Source organism: Propionicimonas paludicola (assembly GCF_002563675.1).
GTDB lineage: Bacteria > Actinomycetota > Actinomycetes > Propionibacteriales > Propionibacteriaceae > Propionicimonas > Propionicimonas paludicola.
In genome coordinates, this window is the sequence record NZ_PDJC01000001.1 from 1090722 (window position 1) to 1111663 (window position 20942).

Annotated in this window: 21 protein-coding genes; 16 read left to right on the top strand and 5 right to left on the bottom strand. The window is 68.8% G+C overall.

The window, feature by feature from the left end; translation table 11 throughout:
- Position 1: 1 nt before the first annotated feature.
- Genes ATK74_RS05005 through ATK74_RS05015 form a run of 3 tightly spaced genes read right to left on the bottom strand, consistent with a single transcriptional unit; the run spans position 2 to position 2418 of the window.
- Positions 2-574, bottom strand: coding sequence for a YdeI/OmpD-associated family protein (locus ATK74_RS05005; protein WP_098460013.1), 573 nt, complete (start codon positions 572-574; stop codon positions 2-4).
- Between the two features lie 15 nt (positions 575-589).
- Positions 590-1579, bottom strand: a complete 990-nt coding sequence (locus ATK74_RS05010; protein WP_098460014.1) for an aldo/keto reductase — start codon at positions 1577-1579, stop codon at positions 590-592.
- Entirely contained in the window at positions 1576-2418 is an 843-nt protein-coding gene (locus tag ATK74_RS05015; RefSeq protein ID WP_098462019.1) for an undecaprenyl-diphosphate phosphatase, read from the bottom strand. The genes ATK74_RS05010 and ATK74_RS05015 overlap by 4 nt, the downstream gene beginning before the upstream one ends.
- Before the next feature lie 74 nt (positions 2419-2492).
- Here ATK74_RS05015 and mshC point away from each other — a divergent pair, with 74 nt between their 5' ends.
- The 16 genes from mshC (at position 2493) to argH (ending at position 19085) form a co-directional block, all read left to right on the top strand.
- Positions 2493-3779 (top strand): cysteine--1-D-myo-inosityl 2-amino-2-deoxy-alpha-D-glucopyranoside ligase, encoded by a 1287-nt coding sequence (gene mshC / locus ATK74_RS05020; RefSeq protein WP_098460015.1) that lies wholly within the window; start codon positions 2493-2495, stop codon positions 3777-3779.
- A 10-nt stretch (positions 3780-3789) separates the two neighbouring features.
- Positions 3790-4056: a phosphoribosyl-ATP diphosphatase gene (locus tag ATK74_RS05025; protein ID WP_098460016.1), complete on the top strand. Its 267-nt coding sequence runs from the start codon at positions 3790-3792 to the stop codon at positions 4054-4056.
- Between the two features lie 11 nt (positions 4057-4067).
- A complete protein-coding gene (gene hisG, locus ATK74_RS05030) occupies positions 4068-4922 on the top strand; it encodes an ATP phosphoribosyltransferase (protein ID WP_098462022.1) in 855 nt (284 codons plus the stop codon).
- Between the two features lie 281 nt (positions 4923-5203).
- Complete coding sequence (infC, locus tag ATK74_RS05035) at positions 5204-5848, top strand: translation initiation factor IF-3 (RefSeq protein ID WP_245840705.1); 645 nt, start codon at positions 5204-5206, stop codon at positions 5846-5848.
- A 25-nt stretch (positions 5849-5873) separates the two neighbouring features.
- Positions 5874-6080 (top strand): 50S ribosomal protein L35, encoded by a 207-nt coding sequence (gene rpmI / locus ATK74_RS05040; RefSeq protein ID WP_098460017.1) that lies wholly within the window; start codon positions 5874-5876, stop codon positions 6078-6080.
- Between the two features lie 31 nt (positions 6081-6111).
- The gene (gene rplT / locus ATK74_RS05045) at positions 6112-6480 is read left to right on the top strand and encodes a 50S ribosomal protein L20 (RefSeq protein ID WP_098460018.1); all 369 of its coding nucleotides are present in this window, start codon (positions 6112-6114) and stop codon (positions 6478-6480) included.
- Positions 6481-6562: 82 nt separating this feature from the next.
- On the top strand, positions 6563-7426 hold the full coding sequence (locus tag ATK74_RS05050) for a TrmH family RNA methyltransferase (protein ID WP_098460019.1): 864 nt from the start codon (positions 6563-6565) through the stop codon (positions 7424-7426).
- 14 nt (positions 7427-7440) lie between these two features.
- Positions 7441-8535 carry a phenylalanine--tRNA ligase subunit alpha gene (gene pheS, locus ATK74_RS05055; RefSeq protein ID WP_098460020.1) on the top strand — a complete coding sequence of 365 codons (1095 nt, stop codon included), beginning with the start codon at positions 7441-7443 and terminating at the stop codon, positions 8533-8535.
- Positions 8532-11048: a phenylalanine--tRNA ligase subunit beta gene (pheT, locus tag ATK74_RS05060; protein ID WP_098460021.1), complete on the top strand. Its 2517-nt coding sequence runs from the start codon at positions 8532-8534 to the stop codon at positions 11046-11048. The genes pheS and pheT overlap by 4 nt, the downstream gene beginning before the upstream one ends.
- Positions 11049-12092: 1044 nt before the next feature.
- Positions 12093-12872: an HAD-IIA family hydrolase gene (locus ATK74_RS05065; RefSeq protein ID WP_098460022.1), complete on the top strand. Its 780-nt coding sequence runs from the start codon at positions 12093-12095 to the stop codon at positions 12870-12872.
- Between the two features lie 48 nt (positions 12873-12920).
- A complete protein-coding gene (gene argC, locus ATK74_RS05070) occupies positions 12921-13952 on the top strand; it encodes an N-acetyl-gamma-glutamyl-phosphate reductase (protein ID WP_098460023.1) in 1032 nt (343 codons plus the stop codon).
- Entirely contained in the window at positions 13949-15103 is a 1155-nt protein-coding gene (gene argJ / locus ATK74_RS05075; RefSeq protein ID WP_098460024.1) for a bifunctional glutamate N-acetyltransferase/amino-acid acetyltransferase ArgJ, read from the top strand. The genes argC and argJ overlap by 4 nt, the downstream gene beginning before the upstream one ends.
- On the top strand, positions 15100-15981 hold the full coding sequence (gene argB, locus ATK74_RS05080; RefSeq protein ID WP_098460025.1) for an acetylglutamate kinase: 882 nt from the start codon (positions 15100-15102) through the stop codon (positions 15979-15981). Before argJ ends, argB begins: the two co-directional genes overlap by 4 nt.
- Entirely contained in the window at positions 15978-17180 is a 1203-nt protein-coding gene (locus tag ATK74_RS05085) for an acetylornithine transaminase (protein WP_342745422.1), read from the top strand. The genes argB and ATK74_RS05085 overlap by 4 nt, the downstream gene beginning before the upstream one ends.
- On the top strand, positions 17177-17668 hold the full coding sequence (locus ATK74_RS05090) for an arginine repressor (protein ID WP_098460027.1): 492 nt from the start codon (positions 17177-17179) through the stop codon (positions 17666-17668). Before ATK74_RS05085 ends, ATK74_RS05090 begins: the two co-directional genes overlap by 4 nt.
- A gap of 4 nt (positions 17669-17672) precedes the next feature.
- Positions 17673-19085, top strand: coding sequence for an argininosuccinate lyase (argH, locus tag ATK74_RS05095; RefSeq protein WP_211283288.1), 1413 nt, complete (start codon positions 17673-17675; stop codon positions 19083-19085).
- On the opposite strand, the gene ATK74_RS05100 is transcribed toward argH, so the two are convergent.
- Entirely contained in the window at positions 19082-19738 is a 657-nt protein-coding gene (locus tag ATK74_RS05100; protein WP_425440094.1) for a response regulator, read from the bottom strand. The two genes, argH and ATK74_RS05100, sit on opposite strands and share 4 nt — an antisense overlap.
- 5 nt (positions 19739-19743) lie before the next feature.
- On the bottom strand, positions 19744-20898 hold the full coding sequence (locus ATK74_RS05105) for a sensor histidine kinase (RefSeq protein WP_098460030.1): 1155 nt from the start codon (positions 20896-20898) through the stop codon (positions 19744-19746).
- Positions 20899-20942: the final 44 nt, after the last annotated feature.

A 20942-nucleotide genomic window follows, 5' to 3' on the forward strand; every position in this document is an offset into this window, starting at 1 on the left:
GCTAGGCCGGACGCTCGCCGCAGGCCGCTTTGGCCACGATGGTGGCGATCCGAGCCGCCTTGGTTTCGGGACGCTTGGCCATGGCGATCGAGGTGAGCCCGAACTTGCGCACGCTCGGCGGGAACCTGTCCCAGGCAGCCCGGGCCGCCGGGTTGGCGTTCAGGGCGGCGGTCAGTTCGTCGGGCTCCTGCAGGGCCTCGGCCGAATCCAGCAGCGTCCAGGAGCCGTCGGCCTTGGCCTGGTCGATCACCGCGCGCCCGGCCGGCTGGATCCGTCCCTGCCGCTCCAACTCGAGGATCCGGGCCTTGTTCGTGGCTGCCCAGCCGCTGCCGGGCTTGCGCGGTGCCACCCACTGGGCGGTCCGCTCGTCGTCGATCAGCTTGGCCTGCCCGTCGATCCAGCCCCAGCACAGCGCCTCGCAGACCACGTCCTCGTAGCTCACCGTCGGGCGACCGGTCACCGAGCGCCAGCGGACCAGCCAGACTCCAGTGCCGCGGCCGTGGTTCTCGGCCAGCCATGTGCGCAGCTCGGCCAGGTCGGACGGATGGAACAACTCGGCATCGGCAGCAGCCATCACACGGCTCCTCGGCTAGGGGGTCAGCGTCGGTTCGTACCCTTCACGCATGGTGTTCGGGCCGCCGGACACGTCGTCCAGGGCGGACACGATCTCGTCGGGAAGTTCAATCTGATCACAGTCGAGGTAGGGCTGGAGTTGGGCGACCGTGCGAGCGCCCAGCAGGGGAGCGGTCACCCCGGGAGCGTCCCGCACCCACAGCAATGCCACCTGGGCCGCACTGAGCCCCAGCCCGTCGGCCGCGGTCGACACGGCGTCCACGACAGCGCGGGATCGGGCCTCCAAGTAGGGCTCGACGAACCAGGCGAAGTGTTCGCTGGCTCCGCGGGAACCCTTGGGCCGGGAGTTGCGGTACTTGCCGGTGAGCACGCCGCGGCCGATCGGGGACCAGGGCAGCAGCCCCATCCCGAATGCCCGGATGGCTGGGATCACTTCGACCTCGGCGCGGCGGGCCAGCAGTGAGTACTCCACCTGGGCGCTGGACAGGGGCGTCCGACCCGGGAAGGCGGCCTGCCAGGTCGCGGCCTGGGCGGTCTGCCAGCCCACGAAGTTGCACACCCCGGCGTAGCGGACGTCGCCAGCAGCCACAGCGGTGTCGATGGCGGCCAGCGACTCCTCCAGCGGCGCCTGACCCCAGGCGTGCAGCTGCCACAGATCCAGGTAGTCGGTGCCCAGCCGGCGCAGCGAGGCGCGCAGGTCCTCCAGCAGAGCGGTCCGGGAGGTGTCCACCACGCGCTGGCCGTCCCGCACTCCGAAGCCGGCCTTGGTGGCGATCACCAGCTGGTCGCGAGCGACCTCGCCGGCCCGGATCAGCCGTCCGATGATCCGCTCGGCGTCGCCTTCGGCGTAGGCCGCAGCAGTGTCGATCAGGTTGCCGCCGGCGTCCACGAAGCCGGCCAGCAGTGGACGGGCGTCCTCCAGCCGGGTCTCCCGCCCCCAGGTAAGCGTGCCGAGGCCGAGCTGCGATACCTGCAGCCCGGAGACCCCGACCGACCGCTTCCTCATACCGCCGGGATCACCCCGCTGATCAGCAGACCGGCCAGCACCAGACCGAGCAGCACCCGGTAGATGATGAAGCCGGTGAAGTCATTGCGGGAGACGAACTTGAGCAGCCAGGCGATCGAGAAGTAGGCCACGATGCCGGACACCACGGTGCCGATTCCGGTGGCCAGCCAGCCCACGCCGCCGGCGGTGCCGATGGCGTCCGCCGCACTGATCGCCTGGAAACCGCCGGAGACGACCAGGGTGGGAATGCCGATGAAGAAGCTCATCCGGGTGGCGGCGACCCGATCCAGGCCGCGGAACATGCCGGTGGAGATGGTGGCGCCGGAGCGGGAGACGCCGGGCACCAGTGAGATCACCTGGACCAGGCCGATCAGGGCACCGTCCTTCCAGGTCACAGTGTCTTCCGTGCGGACGGCCTTGGCGATCCGGTCGGCGGCGAACATCACCAAGCTCCAGCCGATCAGGCCGATCACGACTGCCCACAGGTTGCGCAGCGGGCCTTCGACAAGGTCCTTCAGCGCGAATGCGACCAGGCCGGTGACCAGGAAGCCGATGATGATGGCCCAGCCCATCTTGTAGTCGGGGTCATCGCGATGCTCGGCCTTGGTCAGACCGCGGAACCAGCCGGTGGCGAACCGGACGATGTCGGACCAGAAGTAGATGATCGAGGCGATCATGGCCCCAACCTGGATGATCGCGGTGAACGCGGTCACGCTCGGGTCGGCCACGTTGTAGCCGAGCAGGCCCTCCATGATCGTCAGGTGGCCGGTGCTCGAAATCGGCAGGAACTCGGTCACTCCTTCCACGATTCCGAACAGAATTGCTTGCCACCAGTCGATCATTCTTGCCCTTCCAGGGAGTGCAGGTCGCGGCCAGCTTAGTGCCCGATCCCGATGGCACTAGGCTGCCGGACATGCGTTCTTGGGCGGGTGTCTCGGTGCCGGAACTGCCTGGTCGAGGCGGACGTGTGCAGGTGCACGACACCGTCACCCAGACTCTGATGCCGGTCGGCCCCGAGCACGGCGAGGCCCGGCTCTACGCCTGTGGGATCACCCCCTACGACGCCACCCACCTGGGTCATGCCTTCACCTATGTCGGTGTCGATCTGCTGGTGAGGTCCTGGCTGGATGCCGGCCTGCGCGTCCGCTACGCCCAGAACGTGACCGACGTGGACGATCCGCTGCTGGAGCGGGCCGAGGCCACCGGCGACGACTGGCAGCGGCTGGCCACCGAGCAGGTCGAGCTGTACCGCAGCGATCTCAGTGCGCTTCGGGTGCTCCCGCCGGCCGAGCTGACCGGGGTGGTGGACAGCATCGAGCTGGTCGTTCAGCTGATCGAGCGGCTGCGCGATCGGGGAGCGGTCTATCAGCTCAGCGGCCAGGACCACCCGGACTGGTACTTCGCCAACCCGGACCCGATCCCGCTGCTGCGGGGGCTGGGCATCGATGAGCCGCAGGCGCGGGAGATCTTCGCCGAGCGCGGCGGCGATCCGGATCGTGCCGGCAAGCGTGGCCCGTTCGACTGCCTGGTCTGGCGCGCCGAGCGTCCTGGCGAGCCGGCCTGGGACTCCGCGCTGGGTCGTGGACGTCCGGGTTGGCATGTCGAGTGCACGGCGATCGCCCTGCACCGACTGGGCACCGCCTTCGACGTCCAGGCCGGCGGCTCCGACCTGGCCTTTCCGCATCATCCGATGTGCGCGGCCGAGGCCACCGCGCTCACCGGGGAGCCGTTCGCTACCGCCTTCCTGCACACCGGGATGGTCGGTCTGGACGGCACCAAGATGAGCAAGTCGCTGGGGAACCTGGTCTTCGTCAGCCGGCTGCTGGCCGACGGCGCGGACCCGATGGCCATCCGGCTGGTCCTGCTGGCCCAGCACTATCGCCGCGACTGGGAGTACAACTCGCACCTGCTGGCAGAGGCCGCGCAGCGGCTGGACCGGTGGCGTAGCGCGGTGGCGCGCCCGTCCGGCCCGTCCGCATTGCCGGTGCTGGAGGAGGTCCGGGGGCACCTGCGCGACGACCTGGACGCCCCGTCCGCGCTGGCCGTGATCGATCGCTGGGCCGAAGAAGCCCTGGCCGGACAGGGTTCGGACCAGACCGCGCCGGCCCTGATCGCGGAGCTGGCCGACGCCCTGCTGGGGGTCGAGCTCGAGTCCGCTCGCACCCTGGCGCCGGTGCAGCCGGGCGGCGCGCCCCGGTAGGCTGCCCGGCGTGAGTAAAACCTTCGACGAGTTGTTCGCCGAGCTGCGCGATCGTGCGGCCACCGGCCAGGAGAGTTCGGGCACTGTGCGCGCTCTGCAGGCCGGCGTCCATTCGATCGGGAAGAAGGTCGTCGAAGAGGCCGCCGAAGTCTGGATGGCCGCCGAGTTCCAGTCCAAGGCGGAGGCCGCCGAGGAGATCAGCCAGCTGCTCTACCACCTCCAGGTGATGATGCTGGCCCTCGACTTGGACCTCGAAGACGTCTACGAGTACCTGTGATGGCGGGCCAGATGAACTCCTTGCTGAAGGTTGCGGTTCCCAACAAGGGCTCGCTGGCCGAGGCGGCCGCCTCGATGCTGCGTGAGGCCGGCTACCGGCAGCGCAACGACCTCAAGGATTTGGTGCTGGTTGATGAGACCAACGGCGTCGAGTTCTACTACCTGCGCCCCAAGGACATCGCCGTGTACGTGGGCGAGGGAACCCTCGATCTGGGAATCACCGGACGCGACATGCTGCTCGACTCCGGCGCTCAGGCCGAGGAGGTCAAGGCGCTCGGCTTCGGTGGCACCCGGTTCCGGTTCGCTGCTCCCGGTGGCGCCTCGATGACCGTCGCTGATCTGAACGGCAAGCGGATCGCCACCTCCTACTCGGGCTTGGTGTCCACCTACCTGGCCGGTCGGGGCGTGTCGGCGCGGCTGATTCATCTCGATGGCGCGGTCGAGAGCTCGGTACGACTCGGCGTGGCCGATGTGGTGGCCGACGTCGTTGAGACCGGCACCACCTTGAAGCGGGCCGGCTTGGAGCTGTTCGGTGATCCGATCCTGGTCTCCGAGGCGATCTTGATCCAGCGTGCCGGTGTGGCCGCGCCGGACGGCCTGGATCTGCTGATCCGGCGGCTCAGTGGCGTCATCACCGCTCGTGACTACCTGATGGTCGACTACAACGTCCCCCGCGAGAAGCTGGAAGCGGCCACCGCCATCACTCCCGGGCTGGACTCGCCGACGGTGTCTCCGCTGGCCCGCGAGGGTTGGGTTGCCGTCCGGGCCATGATCCCGGCCAAGCAGGCACAGCAGGTGATGGACGACCTGTGGGCCACCGGCGCGGACGCCATCCTGGTCACCAAGATCCACGCCTGCCGGATCTGAGCGTCCCCGATTGGGCGCGGAGCGCTGTGTCGGCTAGAATCGATCCGATCGACTGCGCCGTGAAGTAGGCAGTCCGCGAAAGTGGAGACCCGAGCTCCCACCTGATCACCCCAGAGGTGACGGGTCGGTACTGCGCCGAAGACTCGTCTTCGGCCGCTGTTTGGGGTTCCCGCTACGCGGGAGCCCTTTTTCATTGCCGGTCGAACGCCCAACAGCACACGAGTCTTGGAGGACACATCAGCACTGAACCGCGGATCAATGAGCGCATCAAGGTTCCCGAGGTGCGCCTGGTCGGCCCGGCCGGAGAGCAGGTCGGCATCGTCCGGATCGACGACGCCTTGAGGCTGGCCCGTGAGGCCGACCTGGACCTGGTGGAGGTTGCGCCGATGGCGCGGCCGCCGGTCGCGAAGTTGATGGACTACGGCAAGTTCAAGTACGAGGCTGCGCAGAAGGCTCGTGAGTCCCGTCGCAACCAGACGAACACGATCATCAAGGAAATGAAGCTGCGACCCAAGATCGACAGCCACGACTACGAGACCAAGAAGGGTCACGTCGTCCGCTTCCTGAAGGCCGGGGACAAGGTGAAGATCACCATCATGTTCCGTGGCCGTGAGCAGAGCCGTCCCGAGCTGGGCTTCAACTTGCTGAAGAAGCTGGCCGACGATGTGGCCGAGGATGGCTTCATCGAGTCCGCACCCAAGCAGGACGGTCGCAACATGCTCATGGTGCTCTCGCCGACCCGCAAGAAGACCGAGGCCAAGGTTGAGGTCGAGGCCGCCAAGGCGGCTCGGGCGGCACAGCGGGAGGCCAGCCTTGAGGCCGAGCGTCAGCAAGAAGCAGAGCTTCGGGCAGCGGCGGCAGCTGCTGCTCAACCGAAGAAGAAGCGGGGTCCCGCCGACAACATGGACCCCGACATCGACCTGTAAAGAGAAGAAGAGTAAGGACTCAGCAATGCCGAAGATGAAGACCCACTCGGGTGCCAAGAAGCGCTTCCGGGTCACCGGCTCGGGCAAGGTCATGCACCGTCAGGCAGGCAAGATGCACCTGAATGAGCACAAGCCGACCAGCCAGACTCGCCGGCTCGATGGTGACCAGGTGGTCGCCAAGGGTGATGCGAAGAAGGCTCTGAAGCTGCTCGGCGGCTACCGCGCCAAGTGACGTCCAACTGATCGACAAGGAGTAAATCGACATGGCACGCGTGAAGCGCGCAGTGAATGCGCAGAAGAAGCGTCGTGAGGTCCTGGACGCAGCGTCCGGCTACCGGGGCCAGCGGTCCCGGCTGTACCGCAAGGCCAAGGAGCAGATGCTCCACTCGGCCACCTACGCCTACCGTGACCGCCGCGCTCGCAAGGGTGACTTCCGGTCGCTCTGGATCCAGCGGATCAACGCGGCTTGCCGCGCCGAGGGGATGACCTACAACCGCTTCATCAACGGCCTCAAGATTGCCGGCGTTGAGGTGGACCGCAAGATCATGGCCGAGCTCGCGGTGAGCGATTCGGTGGCTTTTGCGGCGCTGGTGGCTATCGCCAAGGACAACCAGCCGGCCCAGGCCGCCTGACCGAAGAGGTCTGCAGGCCGGGTCCGCGAGGCGGGCCCGGCCTTCTGCACTACAAAACCGAGGTGGGTGGAAGGAGGCGACGATGACCGTCGCTCCACTAGAACTGCCCGAACCTTCGCAAGCTGTCCTGCGAGCGGCTCGGGCCCTGCAACGTCGCTCCGAACGGGCCGAAGCCGGCAAGTTCCTCGTTGAGGGGCGCCAAGCCGTCCGAGAAGCCCTGCGACTGGACGGTGTCGTCGAGTCGCTGTTCCTGCGCTGGGACGCCGCGCACGGCAACATCGACCTGATCGACGCCGCCACCGAGGCCGGCGTGATCTGCTACGGCCTCAGCGAGCAGAACCTGGCCACGATCACCGACACGGTGACCCCGCAAGGCGTGGTCGCAGTCGCCAAGGCGATCGACGTCCCGCTGAAGCAGGTCCTGCGTAAGCGCAAGAAGAAGGCTGACAAGCCCAAGAAGAAGCATCGCCGCAAGGACGTCTCGCTGGTGGTGATCTGCGCCCAGGTCCGCGACCCGGGCAACGCCGGGACGGTGATCCGCTGTGCGGACGCGTTCGGTGCGGACGCGGTGATCCTCAGCTCCGACTCGGTCGACCTGTACAACCCCAAGACCGTCCGGGCCAGCGTGGGCAGCATCTTCCACCTGCCGGTGGTCGTCGGCGCCGACCTGCCCGAGGCGATCGCGGCCTGTCGAGCCGCGGGGATGCAGATCTTCGCCACCGATGGCGCCGCCGGCACCGACCTGACCGATCTGGACGAGGCGCTGGCCGCGCCGACCGCGTGGGTGATGGGCAACGAGTCCTGGGGCCTGCCGGTGGAGCACCTGGCGCTGGCCGACCAAACCGTGGCCGTGCCCATCTATGGCCAGGCCGAGAGCCTTAACCTGGCTACCGCTGCGGCGGTATGCCTGTATGCAAGTGCGAGCGCGCAGCGCGCATCCAACTGAGGGGAGAGCTGACCATGCCCGGCGGTGCACCGCAGGCTGATCTGAGTCCGGAATCGATCCAGGCAATGGTGGGGCAAGCCCTGGCTGCCTTTGCCGCGGCCCAGACCAGCGCCGAACTGAAGGAGGCGCGGCTGGCGCACAGCTCGGATCGTTCCCCGCTGGCCCTGGCCAACCGCGCGATCGGCACCCTTCCCGGGCCTGAGCGCAAGGAGGCCGGTCAGCGGCTGGGTGCGGCTCGTGCCCAGGTGAACGCGGCGCTGGCCGCCCGTGAAGAGGAACTGGGTGCCGCCGAACTGGCCGGACGCCTGGTGGCCGAACGGGTGGACGTCAGCCTGCCGGTCGAGTTCGGTCCGCAGGGTGCCGCGCACCCGATCACCGCGCTGATCGATCTGATGGGCGATGTCTTCGTGGCCATGGGCTGGGAGATCGCCGAAGGTCCCGAGGCTGAGGGCGAGTGGCTGAACTTCGACGCGCTCAACATCGGCCCCGACCATCCGGCCCGGGGCACCAGCGACACCTTGTTCGTCTCGCCGCTGGAGCAGCACATCGTGCTGCGCACCCACACCTCTCCGGTACAGGCCCGTTCGATGCTGGACCGCGAGCTGCCGATGTACGTGGTCTGCCCGGGCAAGGTCTACCGGGCCGACGAGTTCGACGCCACCCACGTCCCGGTCTTCCACCAGATCGAGGGACTCTGCGTTGACAAGGGCATTTCCTTGGCCCACCTGAAGGGCACCCTGGATCACCTGGCCAAGAGCATGTTCGGTGACGGCATCGAGACTCGGATGCGTCCGCACTACTTCCCGTTCACCGAGCCGTCGGCCGAGGTCGACCTGAAGTGCTTCGTCTGCCGAGGCGCCTCGGTGGGCAACCCGGACGCCCCCTGCCGCACCTGCAAGTCGCAGGGCTGGATCGAGTGGGGCGGCTGCGGCGTGGTGAACCCGCGGGTGCTGGCCGCCTGCGGGATCGACACTGAGGTGTACTCCGGCTTCGCTTTTGGGATGGGCATCGAGCGCACCTTGATGTTCCGCAACAACGCCGCCGACATGCGGGACATGGTCGAGGGTGACGTCCGGTTCAGCCGCTCACTGAAGGGAATGGCACGATGAGGGCCCCACTTGGCTGGCTGCGCGACTACGTCGACCTGCCGCAGGAGATGACCGGGCGCGAGCTCTCCGAGGTGCTGATCCGAGCCGGACTCGAGGTCGAGAACGTCGACCAGGCCGGGTCGGAGCTCAGCGGACCGATCGTGGTGGGCCGGATTCTGGCCTTCGTGGACGAGCCGCAGTCCAACGGCAAGACCATCCGCTGGGTGCAGGTCGACGTCGGCCCCGCCCACAACCAGCCGCACCCGGACTACCCGGACGGCTGCCGCAGCGTGGTCTGTGGCGCCCACAACTTCGCCGTCGGCGACCTGGTCGTGGTCTCGCTGCCCGGCGCCATGCTCACCGGTGGTTTCGCCATCTCCGCTCGCAAGACCTATGGGCATCTGTCCGACGGCATGATCTGCGCCGAGGACGAGCTGGGCATCGGCAACGACCACTCCGGGATCATCATCCTGCCCGCGACCACCGACGACGGCACCCAGCTGAAGCCGGGCGACGATCCGGCCGACGTCCTGCTGATGCGTGACGATGTGCTGGACATCGACGTGAGCCCCGACATCGGCTACTGCCTGAGCATTCGTGGCCTGGCCCGGGAGGCCGCCCAGAACCTGGGCCTGAGCTACCGTGACGTGGTCACCAAGGCCACCCCAGCGGCCACGGCGGCCGGCTACCCGGTCCGGCTCGACGATCCGGCCTGCCCGCTGTTCGTCGGAGTTCGGGTGACCGGTTTCGATCCGAGCGCCCCGACGCCGCGCTGGATGGCTCGGCGCCTGGTGCTGTCCGGGATGCGCTCGATCTCGCTGCCGGTCGACATCACCAACTACGTGATGCTGGAGACCGGTCAGCCGCTGCACGCCTACGACGCCGGCTCGCTGGCCGGCACCATCGTGGTCCGCAAGGCTCGGGCCGGGGAGACCCTGGTCACCTTGGACGGGCAGACCCGGCGCCTGGACGTCGACGACCTGCTGATCACCGATGACAACGGCCCGATCGGCTTGGCCGGTGTCATGGGTGGCGAGTCCACCGAGATGCGCGACACCTCGACCGACGTGCTGATCGAGGCGGCCAGCTTCGACTCGGCGTCGATCTCACGGACTCTGCGCCGCCACAACCTGCCTTCTGAGGCCTCCAAGCGCTTCCACCGGGGTGTGGACCCGCAGGCGGCCTATTCGGCCGCTCATCGGGCTGCTGAGCTGCTGGTGCAGCTGGCCGGGGGCCAGGTGCTGGCCGAGGAGACGGTGGCCGGCGCGGTGCCGTCCGTGCCGTCCCAGGTGATCGCCGCCGACCTGCCCTCGAAGATCCTGGGCACCGAGGTGCCCGCCGACCGGGTGGTCGAGATTCTGCGGGCCAGCGGCTGCCAGGTCGAGGTGGATGGCGACCAACTGCGGCTCGTCCCGCCCAGCTGGCGAGGCGACCTGCGCGACCCATATGACTACGTCGAGGAGGTCGGCCGGAAGATCGGTTTCGACACGATCGCGGCCGTGGTCCCGTCCGCTCCGGTCGGGCGCGGGCTGACCAGGGCGCAGCGAGCCCGGCGAGCCGTGAACGCGGCCGCGGTGGCAGCCGGCTTCGTCGAGGTGCTCACCTTCCCGTTCGGCTCTGCCGAAGATCTGGACCGGATGGGCGTGCCGGCCGATGACCGTCGTCGCAGCCTGGTCCGGTTGGCCAACCCGCTGGCGGAGACTCAGCCGTATCTGCGCACGAGCATGCTGCCCGGCTTGTTCGCGGCCGTGGCCCGCAACACCTCGCGCGGCAACGACGACCTGGCCCTGTTCGAGACCGGCAGCGTCTTCTTTGCCGGTACCGGGGATCCGGCGCCGATTCCGTCGGTGACCCAGCGTCCCAGCGAGGCTGAGCTGGCCGCGATCGCCGCCGCACTTCCCGAGCAGCCACGGATGCTCGGAGCGGTCCTGTGCGGCCAGTGGCGGCGTCCGGGCTGGCAGGGCGACGCGATTCCGGCCGGGTGGCAGCAGGCGCTGGCTCTGGTCGACGTGGCCGCCGGCGCGGTCGGCGTCGAGCTGGTCCGGCGGTCGGCCGAGTACTGGCCCTGGCATCCGGGTCGCTGCGCTGAACTGGTGGTGGCCGGCTCTGTCATCGGTCATGCCGGCGAACTGCATCCGGAGGTGATCAAGGCCTTCGGACTGCCCGAGCGGACCGCGGCGGTGGAGTTCGATCTGGACGCCCTGATCGAGCTGGCGCCTCGCGGCGGTGACATCGTGGCGGTCTCGCCGCACCCGGTCGCGAAGGAAGACGTGGCTCTCGTCGTCCCCACTGAGGTCGCTGTGGCGGACGTCCAGTCGGCTCTGGTCGACGGTGCGGGGGAGCTGCTGGAGTCGATCAGTCTGTTCGATATCTTCACCGGAGCTCAGGTCCCCGCTGGGCATCGTTCGCTGGCGTTCGCCTTGCGCTTCCGGGCACCGGATCGCACGTTGACCGACGCCGAGACGTCTGCGGCCAGGGTGGCGGCGGTGGCCTGCGCTGAGCAGCGGCATGGGGCGGTACTGCGCTCCTTCTAGGCGAGTCTCCTTTCAGCGCCCGTGGACACTGGTCCACGGGCGCTGTTCTTTTTGCCCCCGAATGGGTGGCATCGGGTGGTCCTCTAATGGGTGACAAATGCGATGCCATTTCTATCACCCATTTGGGTGACTAGCCCCCGAATGGGTAACACTCCCTCGGGTGACAAGGGCAAACGATGGATTGATCGCGATCAAGGAATGCCTGGCCCGCGTCAAATAGGGTTGGGTTGAGCGGTGGTGAATTGTGCATTTTCGCGCTATGTTTTACGCAGTCGTCCGATGAGGGGGATTGCGTAGAAGACGAGGATGACTGGCGCCGCAGGGCCGCTCCATCAATCTGGCGGAGCTGAACGGGTGCCCGGTCTGACCGAGCTTCTGGGCTGTGTGCTTCGGCCGGAATCCGCAGGAGGGGGCGGATTCCGGCCGGACCACCGCCGAGGCTCAGCTTCGATGCAGTACATCTGGATGACGAACTGTGACGACGATCACGATCACGGGCGCTCTGCCCGACGATCGGATGGCTGGTCGCGGTGTGCGTGCAGTGACTCGGGAGCCGAGGGGGAGTTCCCGAGTCACCCGCCGCTCCTCTGGGCTTCCCAATGCCCGCATTCGGGTTGGGGGAATGCCAGTTCAAACCGGCTTACGGGCGGTGTCACCCGAAAGAGTGACGCGGTCACCCAAATGGGTGACAATTTCCTCTAGCGATGCCGCGATCGGCAGGATGACAAGCCCGAACGTTGGGTGAAATGTCACAGAGGCTCACTGGTTAGGCCGTTTGTGGAATGTTCGGAAATTGTGACGTTAATGATGGTCGACGCCACTTCGGATGGTTATGATCGTCCCACTGGGGGAGCTGAGCGAGGGCACGCCGCCATGTGCCTGACAAGGGGGCGCCCAAGCGGACAGGGAGGTAGCTGCGGCCAGGGAGCGCGCTACCTCCCTCTTCCATGTCAGCCCGCCGGCCCATCGGCGCCCGGGTTGTTGCCGCAGTAGCTGTGGGTGCGCCGCGGAGCGCTGGTGAGGTGAGGCTGCCACACTGGAGTCATGCGAACTGCGCGCGATATCGAGTGCTGGCTGACCGACATGGACGGAGTCCTGGTTCACGAGAACCAGCCGATCCCCGGTGCGGCGGAGCTGCTCAAGCGCTGGGTGGACACCTCCCGCCGATTCCTGGTGCTGACCAACAACTCCATCTACACCCCGCGTGACCTCTCGGCGCGACTGGCGCTGTCCGGGCTGGTGGTGCCGGAGGAGAACCTGTGGACGTCGGCATTGGCCACGGCGGACTTCCTAGCCGGCCAGCGCGGGGAGAAGACCGCTTTCGTGATCGGTGAAGCCGGGCTGACCACCGCGCTGCATGAGGCGGGCTTCGTGATGACCGAGACCGATCCGGCCTATGTGGTGATGGGGGAGACCCGCAACTACAGCTTCGAGGCGATCACCAAGGCGGTGCGCCTGATCAACGGTGGTGCTCGCTTCATCGTGACCAACCCCGACACCACAGGCCCGTCCGCCGAGGGGCCGCTGCCGGCCACCGGTGCCGTGGCTGCCATGGTGACGGCCGCCACCAACCGGCAGCCCTACGTGGTCGGCAAACCGAACCCGATGATGTTCCGCTCGGCCATGAACCGGATCGAGGCGCACTCGGAGACCACGGCGATGATCGGCGACCGAATGGACACCGACATCGTGGCGGGGATGGAAGCCGGCCTGTTCACGCTGTTGGTGCTGTCCGGAGTGACCAGTCGCGAGGAGATCGAGACCTTCCCGTATCGGCCTTCTCAGGTGATGGAGTCGGTGGCTGATCTGGTCGCGCTGCTCTAGAGGCGCGTCGAGTGGCATAAACATGCCGCGTGTGGCATATTCATGCCTATGACATTCACCGTTGCCGTCGCGGGCGCGACCGGCTATGCCGGCGGTGAGCTGCTGCGGCTGCTGTCCGGCCATCCCGAGGTTGAGATCGGTGCGCTGACTGCGGGTGCAAGCGCCGGGTCGTCGCTGCTCAGCCATCACCAGCATCTGATCACCCTGGCCGACCGCGAGGTGGTCGCGACTACCGCGGAGAACCTGTCCGGGCACGACGTGGTCTTCCTGGCTCTGCCGCACGGTGCGTCGGCCGAGATCGCCGCCCAGCTCGGCCAGGACGTCCTGGTGATCGACGCAGGCGCCGACCACCGGCTGATCGACGCTGAGCAGTGGCGCCGCTTCTACGGCAGCGAACATGCCGGCACCTGGCCCTACGGCCTGCCGGAACTGCCGGGGCAGCGGGACGTCCTCGCGCACACCCAGCGGGTGGCGGTGCCGGGCTGTTATCCGACCGCGGTCACGCTGGCGCTGCTCCCGGCGCTCACGGCCGGACTGGTCAGTGGTGCCGACGTGGTGGCCGTGGCCGCCTCGGGCACCTCCGGCGCAGGGAAGGCCGCCAAGGTGAACCTGATCGGTGCCGAAGTGATGGGTTCGGCCAGCGCCTACGGCGTCGGCGGCGTGCACCGGCACGTCCCGGAGATGCTGCAGAACTTCGCCCGGCTCGGTGCCGCGACCCCCACGATTTCCTTCACCCCGGTGCTGGCCCCGATGGCCCGGGGGATCCTGGCCACCGTCACGGCACCGGTCCCGGCCGGTGTCGGCCTGGCCGAGGTGCGTCAGGCCTACGCCGACGCCTACGCCGGCGAGCCGTTCGTGAGCCTGCTGCCGCAGGGTCTGTGGCCGCAGACCCAGTCGGTGCTCGGCTCCAACGCCGTCCACCTCCAGGTGGCCGTGGACGAGGCCGCCGGACGCCTGGTGGCGGTCTGTGCTCTGGACAACCTGACCAAGGGCACCGCAGGCGGCGCCATTCAGTCGATGAACCTCGCCCTGGGTCTCCCCGAGACCCTCGGCCTGAGCGCAGTAGGAGTGGCACCGTGAGCGTGACCGCAGCCAAGGGCTTCCGGGCCGCCGGTGTGATCGCCGGGATCAAGGCCAGCGGCCGGGCCGATCTGGCCCTGGTCAGCAACCTCGGCCCGCTGCAGGCCGCGGCCGGCGTGTTCACCAGCAACCGCTTCGCGGCTGCACCGGTGCAGTGGTCGCAGCAGGCGATCGCCGACGGGCAGCTGGCCGCCGTGGTTCTCAACTCCGGTGGGGCAAACGCCTGCACCGGCGATGCCGGCTATGCCGACAGCGTCCGCACCGCCGAGCTGGTGGCGGACGCCGTGGGCTGCACGGCCTCGCAGGTGGCGGTCTGCTCGACCGGCCTGATCGGCGTCCGGCTGCCGATGGACGCCGTGGCCACCGGAGTCACCCTGGCTACCGCGGCGCTGGCCGAGGACGGCGGCCCGTCCGCTGCAGCGGCCATCATGACCACCGACACCGTCCCCAAGCAGGCTGCGCACGCCTCTGCGTCCGGCTGGACGGTCGGTGGCATGGCCAAGGGGGCCGGCATGCTGGCTCCGGCGCTGGCCACCATGCTGGTGGTGGTCACCACCGATGCCGTCCTCGACTCCGCGCAGCTGGATACGGCATTGCGGACGGCCACGGCGCTCACCTTCGATCGGGCTGACTCCGACGGCTGCATGTCCACCAACGACACCGTGCTGCTGCTGGCCTCGGGTGCCAGCCAGGTCACTCCGGATGTGGCCGAGTTCACCGCGGCGCTCACCCAGGTCTGCGCCAGCCTGGCGCGCCAGCTGCTCGCCGATGCCGAGGGTGCCTCCCACGACATCGAGGTGCGAGTCACCTCGGCGGCCAGCGAGGCCGACGCCCTGGAGATCGCCAGGTCCGTGGCCCGGAGCAACCTGTTCAAGTGCGCCATCTTCGGCAATGACCCGAACTGGGGACGGGTGCTGGCCGCGGCCGGCACCACGGCGGCCGCCTTCGACCCGGCTGCGGTCGACGTCGCCTTCAACGGGGTCGGGGTCTTCGTGGATGGCCAGCTCGGCGCGGACCGCTCGGCAGTCGACCTGACTGGGCGCGACGTCCTGGTCGAGCTCGCCCTGCATGCCGGGTCGGCCTCGGCGTCGATCTGGACCAATGACCTCACCTACGGCTACGTGAAAGAGAACGCGGAGTACTCGTCATGATCAATGCGGCTGCCAAGGCGTCCATCCTGATCGAAGCCCTGCCGTGGCTGGCCAGCTACGTGGGCAAGACCATGGTGATCAAATACGGCGGCAACGCCATGGTCGACGATGAGCTGAAGGCCGCGTTCGCCGAGGATGTGATCTTCCTGCGCACGGTCGGCGTCAAGCCGGTGGTGGTGCACGGCGGCGGCCCGCAGATCTCGTCCATGCTCAAGCGGCTGGGCATCGCCAGCGAGTTCCGTGGCGGCCTGCGGGTCACCACCCCCGAAGCCATGGACGTGGTCCGGATGGTCCTGATGGGCCAGGTGAACCGGGAACTGGTCGGCCTGCTTAATGCCCGCGGCCCGGTGGCCGTGGGCCTGAGCGGCGAGGACGCCGGCCTGCTCACCGCGGAGCGCAAGGGGATCGAGCTGGACGGTGAGGAGATCGACCTGGGCCTGGTCGGTGAGGTGACCGAGGTGCGTCCGGAGGCCCTGATCGACCTGATCAACGCCGGACGGATTCCGGTGGTGGCCACGGTGGCTCCCGATGACGAGGGCCAGGTCTACAACGTCAACGCCGACACCGCGGCCGGGGCGCTGGCCGCAGCGCTGGACGCCGACCGGCTGGTCGTGCTCACCGACGTGGCCGGGCTCTACGCCGACTGGCCGAACTCGACCGAGGTGATCCGCCAGATCAGCACCAGTGAGCTCGAGCTGCTGCTGCCGTCCTTGGCATCGGGGATGATCCCGAAGATGGAGGCCTGCCTGAAAGCGGTCCAGGCCGGAGTGCCCAAGGCCACCGTGATCGACGGACGAGTGCCGCACTCGCTGCTGCTGGAAATGTTCACTGACGAGGGGATCGGCACCATGGTGCGCGATCAGGAGGATGCATTGTGACGATCAGTCCGACCGGCTCTCAGGCCGAGCTCGCCGAACGGCACAGTCACGTCCTGATGAGGAACCTGGGCACTCCGCTGCGGGTCTTCGTCCGGGGCGAGGGCTCTTATCTGTGGGATGCCGACGGCAACCGCTACCTGGATCTGCTGGCCGGCATCGCCGTGAACGCCCTGGGCCACGCCCATCCGCAGGTGCTGGGCGCGATCTCGGCGCAGCTGTCCACCCTCGGCCAGGTCTCCAACTACTTCGCCACCCCCACCCAGATTGGGCTGGCCGAGCGGCTGGCCGCCATGGCGACCGTCAACGCGCCCGAGCGGTCGGCCCGGGTCTTCCTGTGTAACTCCGGCACCGAGGCCAACGAGGCCGGCTTCAAGCTGGCCCGGCTGACCGGGCGTCCGCGGATCATCGCCATGGAGGGCGCCTTCCACGGGCGGACCATGGGGGCCTTGGCGATCACCGCCAATCCGGCCTATCGGGCTCCGTTCGAGCCGCTGCCCGGCGGAGTGACCTTCGTCCCCTACGGTGACGTGGACGCCCTTGCCGCCGAGCTGGACGAGACCGTGGCCGCCGTGGTGATCGAGCCGATCCAGGGCGAGAACGGCGTGGTCGATCCGGGCGTGGACTTCTTGGCCAAGGCCAGGGAGCTGACCACGGCCACCGGGACGCTGCTGTGGCTGGACGAGATCCAGACCGGCATCGGGCGCTGCGGGGACTGGCTGGCCAGCACTTCGTCCGGCATCTGTGCGGACATCGTCACCCTGGCCAAGGGCCTGGGCAACGGCTTCCCGATCGGCGCCTGCGTGGCCACCGGGGCGGCCGCCGAGCTGTTCGGGCCGGGTGCTCACGGCAGCACCTTCGGAGGCAACCCAGTGGCGGCAGCAGCCGGCCTGGCCGTGCTGTCGATCATCGAGCGGGACGGGCTGCTGGCCCACGTCCGCGAGGTGGGTGACCGGTTCGCCGCGGCCATCACGGCCCTGAACCATCCGCTGATCGCCCAGGTCCGGGGACGGGGTCTGTTGCGCGGGGTGGTGCTGACTCGGCCGGTGGCCCCGGCTGTGGCCGCAGCCGCCCTGGATGGCGGCTTCGTGATCAACGCGCCGCGTCCCAACGTGTTGCGGATCGCCCCGCCGCTGAACGTCACCGCAGATCAGTTGGACGGCTTCGTGGCCGCTCTGCCCGGCTTCCTGGATCAGCCATGAGCGAGCCGGCCCGCAGTCCGCTGTCGAAGTCGGCCCGGCAGTCCCGGATCGCCGAGCTGATCGAGCGCGAGCCGATCGCCTCCCAGGCGGATCTGGCGACTCGGCTGGCCGAGTCGGGGATCGCGGTCCATCAGGGCACGCTGAGCAAGGATCTGCTCGAGCTCGGTGCCGTCCGGGTGCGCACCTCGGTCGGCGGCTTCGCCTACGCCCTGTCGGCCGGTGAGCACGGCCCGGGCAGCCCCGGGGCGCTGGCCCGGCTGAGTCGGCTCTGCGGTGAGCTGCTGTTGTCGGCCGAAGGCTCGGCGAACCTGTGCGTCCTGCACACCCCGCCGGGCGCCGCCCAGTACTTCGCCTCGGCCATCGATAGGGTCGGCTGGACGAGTGCGTTGGGCACCATCGCCGGCGACGACACCGTCGTGGTGATCACCCGAGACCCGCTCGGCGGCGCGGCCATGGCCGAGTCGCTGCTGAACCTGCACACACCCTGAGGAGATGCCTGAGATGAGTGGAGCCACACCGGCCGGACAGCTGTGGGGCGGCAGGTTCGCCGGCGGTCCGGCTGAGGCCATGTTCGCGTTGAGCAAGTCGACTCAGTTCGACTGGCGGCTGGCCCGGTTCGACCTGGCCGGCTCAAAGGCCCACGCCAAGGCGCTGCACGCCGCCGACCTGCTCACCGCCGACGAGCTGGACGCCATGCTGGCCGGCCTGGACGAGCTGGACGCACGGGTGGCCTCCGGTCAGCTCCAGCCGGCCGACACCGACGAGGACGTCCACGGCGCCCTGGAACGGGCCTTGATCGAACTGGTCGGCCCCGAGCTCGGCGGACGCCTGCGCGCCGGCCGATCCCGCAACGACCAGATCGCCACCCTGATCCGCAGCTACCTGCGAGCGGCCAACCAGGTGCTGACCGCGGACGTGGCCGATCTGATCGGGGCGCTGGCCGCGCAGGCCGAGGCGAACCTCGGCGCCATCATGCCGGGCCGAACCCACCTGCAGTCGGCACAGCCGATCTTGCTCAGCCACCACCTGCTGGCCCACGCCTGGCCGCTGGTCCGCGATCTGCAGCGGCTGGCCGATCTGGATCGGCGGCTGGCGATCAGCCCCTACGGCTCGGGAGCGCTGGCCGGCACCTCGCTGGGCCTGGACCCGCTGCTGGTGGCGGCCGAACTGGGGTTCGCCGGGTCGGTGGCCAACAGCATCGACGGCACCGCGTCACGGGATCTGGTCGCCGAGCAGGCCTATGTGCTGGCCCAGATCGGGGTGGACCTGTCCCGGCTGAGCGAGGACGTGATCTTGTGGTGCACGGCCGAGTTCGGCTTCGCCCGACTGGCCGACGCCTGGTCGACCGGCTCCAGCATCATGCCGCAGAAGAAGAACCCCGATGTCGCCGAACTGGCTCGAGGCAAGGCCGGACGCCTGATCGGCAATCTCAGCGGCCTGCTGGCCACCTGCAAGGGCCTGCCGCTGGCCTACAACCGTGACCTGCAAGAGGACAAAGAGCCGGTCTTCGACTCCCTGGATCAGCTGCGGGTGCTGCTGCCGGCCGTGACCGGGATGGTGGCCACTCTGACCTTTGACCACGAGCGGATGGCCGCCCAGGCCACCAAGGGCTTCTCGCTGGCCACCGACGTGGCCGACTGGCTGGTCCGCCAGCGCGTCCCGTTCGCCCGGGCACACGAGATCGCCGGTGCGGCCGTGCGCTTCTGTGAGACGCACGATCAGGAGCTTTCCGACCTCACTGAGGGACAGCTGGCCGAGATCTCGCCAGACCTGAATCTCGGGCTGCTGAGCGTGCTCACGGCGGCCGGCTCAGTGGCGTCCCGCAATGGACGCGGCGGTACCGCCGTCGAGGCCGTGCAGGCCCAGTTGGCCGAGCTGCGAGCCGTCCTGGCTGAGCTGAGCTAGGCCTCGGCGGCCGGTCGGACGATCCCGTGGTCGAAGGCGATCACAACCAGCTGGGCCCGGTCCCGGGCACCGAGCTTGTAGAGCAGACGGCTCACGTGGGTCTTGGTGGTCGCGTAGCTGATCACCAGGCGCTCGCTGATCTCGGCATTGCTCAGCCCTGCCGCAACCGCCCGCAGCACCTCGAGCTCGCGTTCGGTCAGCTGATCCAGATCGCCACCGTCGCTCGGCGCGACAGTGCTGCGCCGGAACTCCTCGATCAGCCGGCGGGTGGCCCGCGGAGCCAGCAGTGCCTCGCCGGACGCCACCGTGCGGATGGCGTCCAGCAGGCGCTGCGGCTCGGTGTCCTTGGGCAGGAAGCCACTGGCTCCGGCGCGTAGCGCGGCGAAGACGTTCTCATCGTGGTCGAAGGTGGTCAGGATCAGGATCCGGGTGTCTGCGCTGTCCGGGTCGGCGGCCAGCCGTCGGGTCGCCTCCAGTCCGTCGATGCCGGGCATCCGGATGTCCATCAGCAGGACGTCCGGGTGCTGCTGGCGAGCCAGCTGAACCGCGGCCAGTCCGTCCGCGGCATCCCCGACCACCTCGAAGCCGGGCTCGTGGCTCAGCAGAACCGCCAGGCCGCTGCGAATCAGCGCCTCGTCATCGGCAATGCCCACTCTGATCACTGTCCGGCCTCCTCCGGTCGCGGGATCTCGGCCAGCACGCGGTAGCCGCCACCGGGCAGATTGCCCGCCTCCAGCCGTCCGCCCCAGACCGCGATCCGCTCTCTCATGCCGACCTGGCCACCACCCTCGACGGCGTCAGTTGGGGCGCCCTGACCCTGGTCGGTGACGACCAGGGTGAGCCGGTCCGGGTCGAACCCCACCCGAACCTCGGCCCGGTCGGTGCCACTGTGCCGCATCACGTTAGTCAGTGACTCCTGCAGCACCCGGTAGCAGGTCAGGCCCAGGGCCGGGCTGAGCGGCCACGGTTCGCCGTCCCGGACGACGTCCACGCCGACGCCGGCCGCGCCGGCCTGGGCCACCAGATGGTCCAGCTCGTTCAGGGTCGGGTTGGGGGCATTGTCGTCACCGGGGTTGCGCAGAGCACCGAGCAGCTGGCGAACCTCGTGCAGCGAGCTGCGGCTGCGCTCGGCGATGGCCGTCAGCGCATCCTGGGCGGCCTGGGGGTCATCGATCGCGACCCGGGCACCGACGCCGGCCTGCAAGGCGATGGCGCCGAGGCTGTGGCCGACCACGTCATGCAGCTCCCTGGCGATCCGCAGTCGCTCCTGGTTCACCGCATTCCGGCTGGCCTCGACCTTGGCCCGCTCGGCAAGTTCGGCGCGCTCGGCCAGCAGAGCCGAGGCTCGGCGCTGTGCCTGGCCGGCCCGGCCCAGGGCGAACATGCCGACGAACAACGCGATGTTGGTGATCGCCTCCGGCCACGACATCCGTCCGGGGAGGGCGGCGACCAGGCCGATCAGGGCGGCACAGAAGACGGCGGCCAGGGCAGTGATCCGCGCACTGCGCTGGGCCGCGACCGAGTAGGCGGCCAGGAACAGGGCCGAGCCGACCACCGGAGTGCCATAGCCGAGCAGGAGCAGCGCCACGACGGCCGAGCCGGAGACCAGCAGCACGGTCAGCGGCAGGATCCGCCGTGCCGCGAAGGGAACGGTCGCGATCAGCAGCAACACCAGCTGCAGCCCGGAGATGGTCGGATGCAGGGAGAACGCGATGGCAATGGTGACTGCCAGCAGCAAGCCGAGCGCCAGGATGCCGTCCAGCAGCCAGGGACGGTCCTCGTCCAGCCGCTGCAGGGCGCGCCAGGTTCTCACCGGTCAAGCTTGGCAAGGCTGCGGGCGCGCCGCCAACGTTCCCG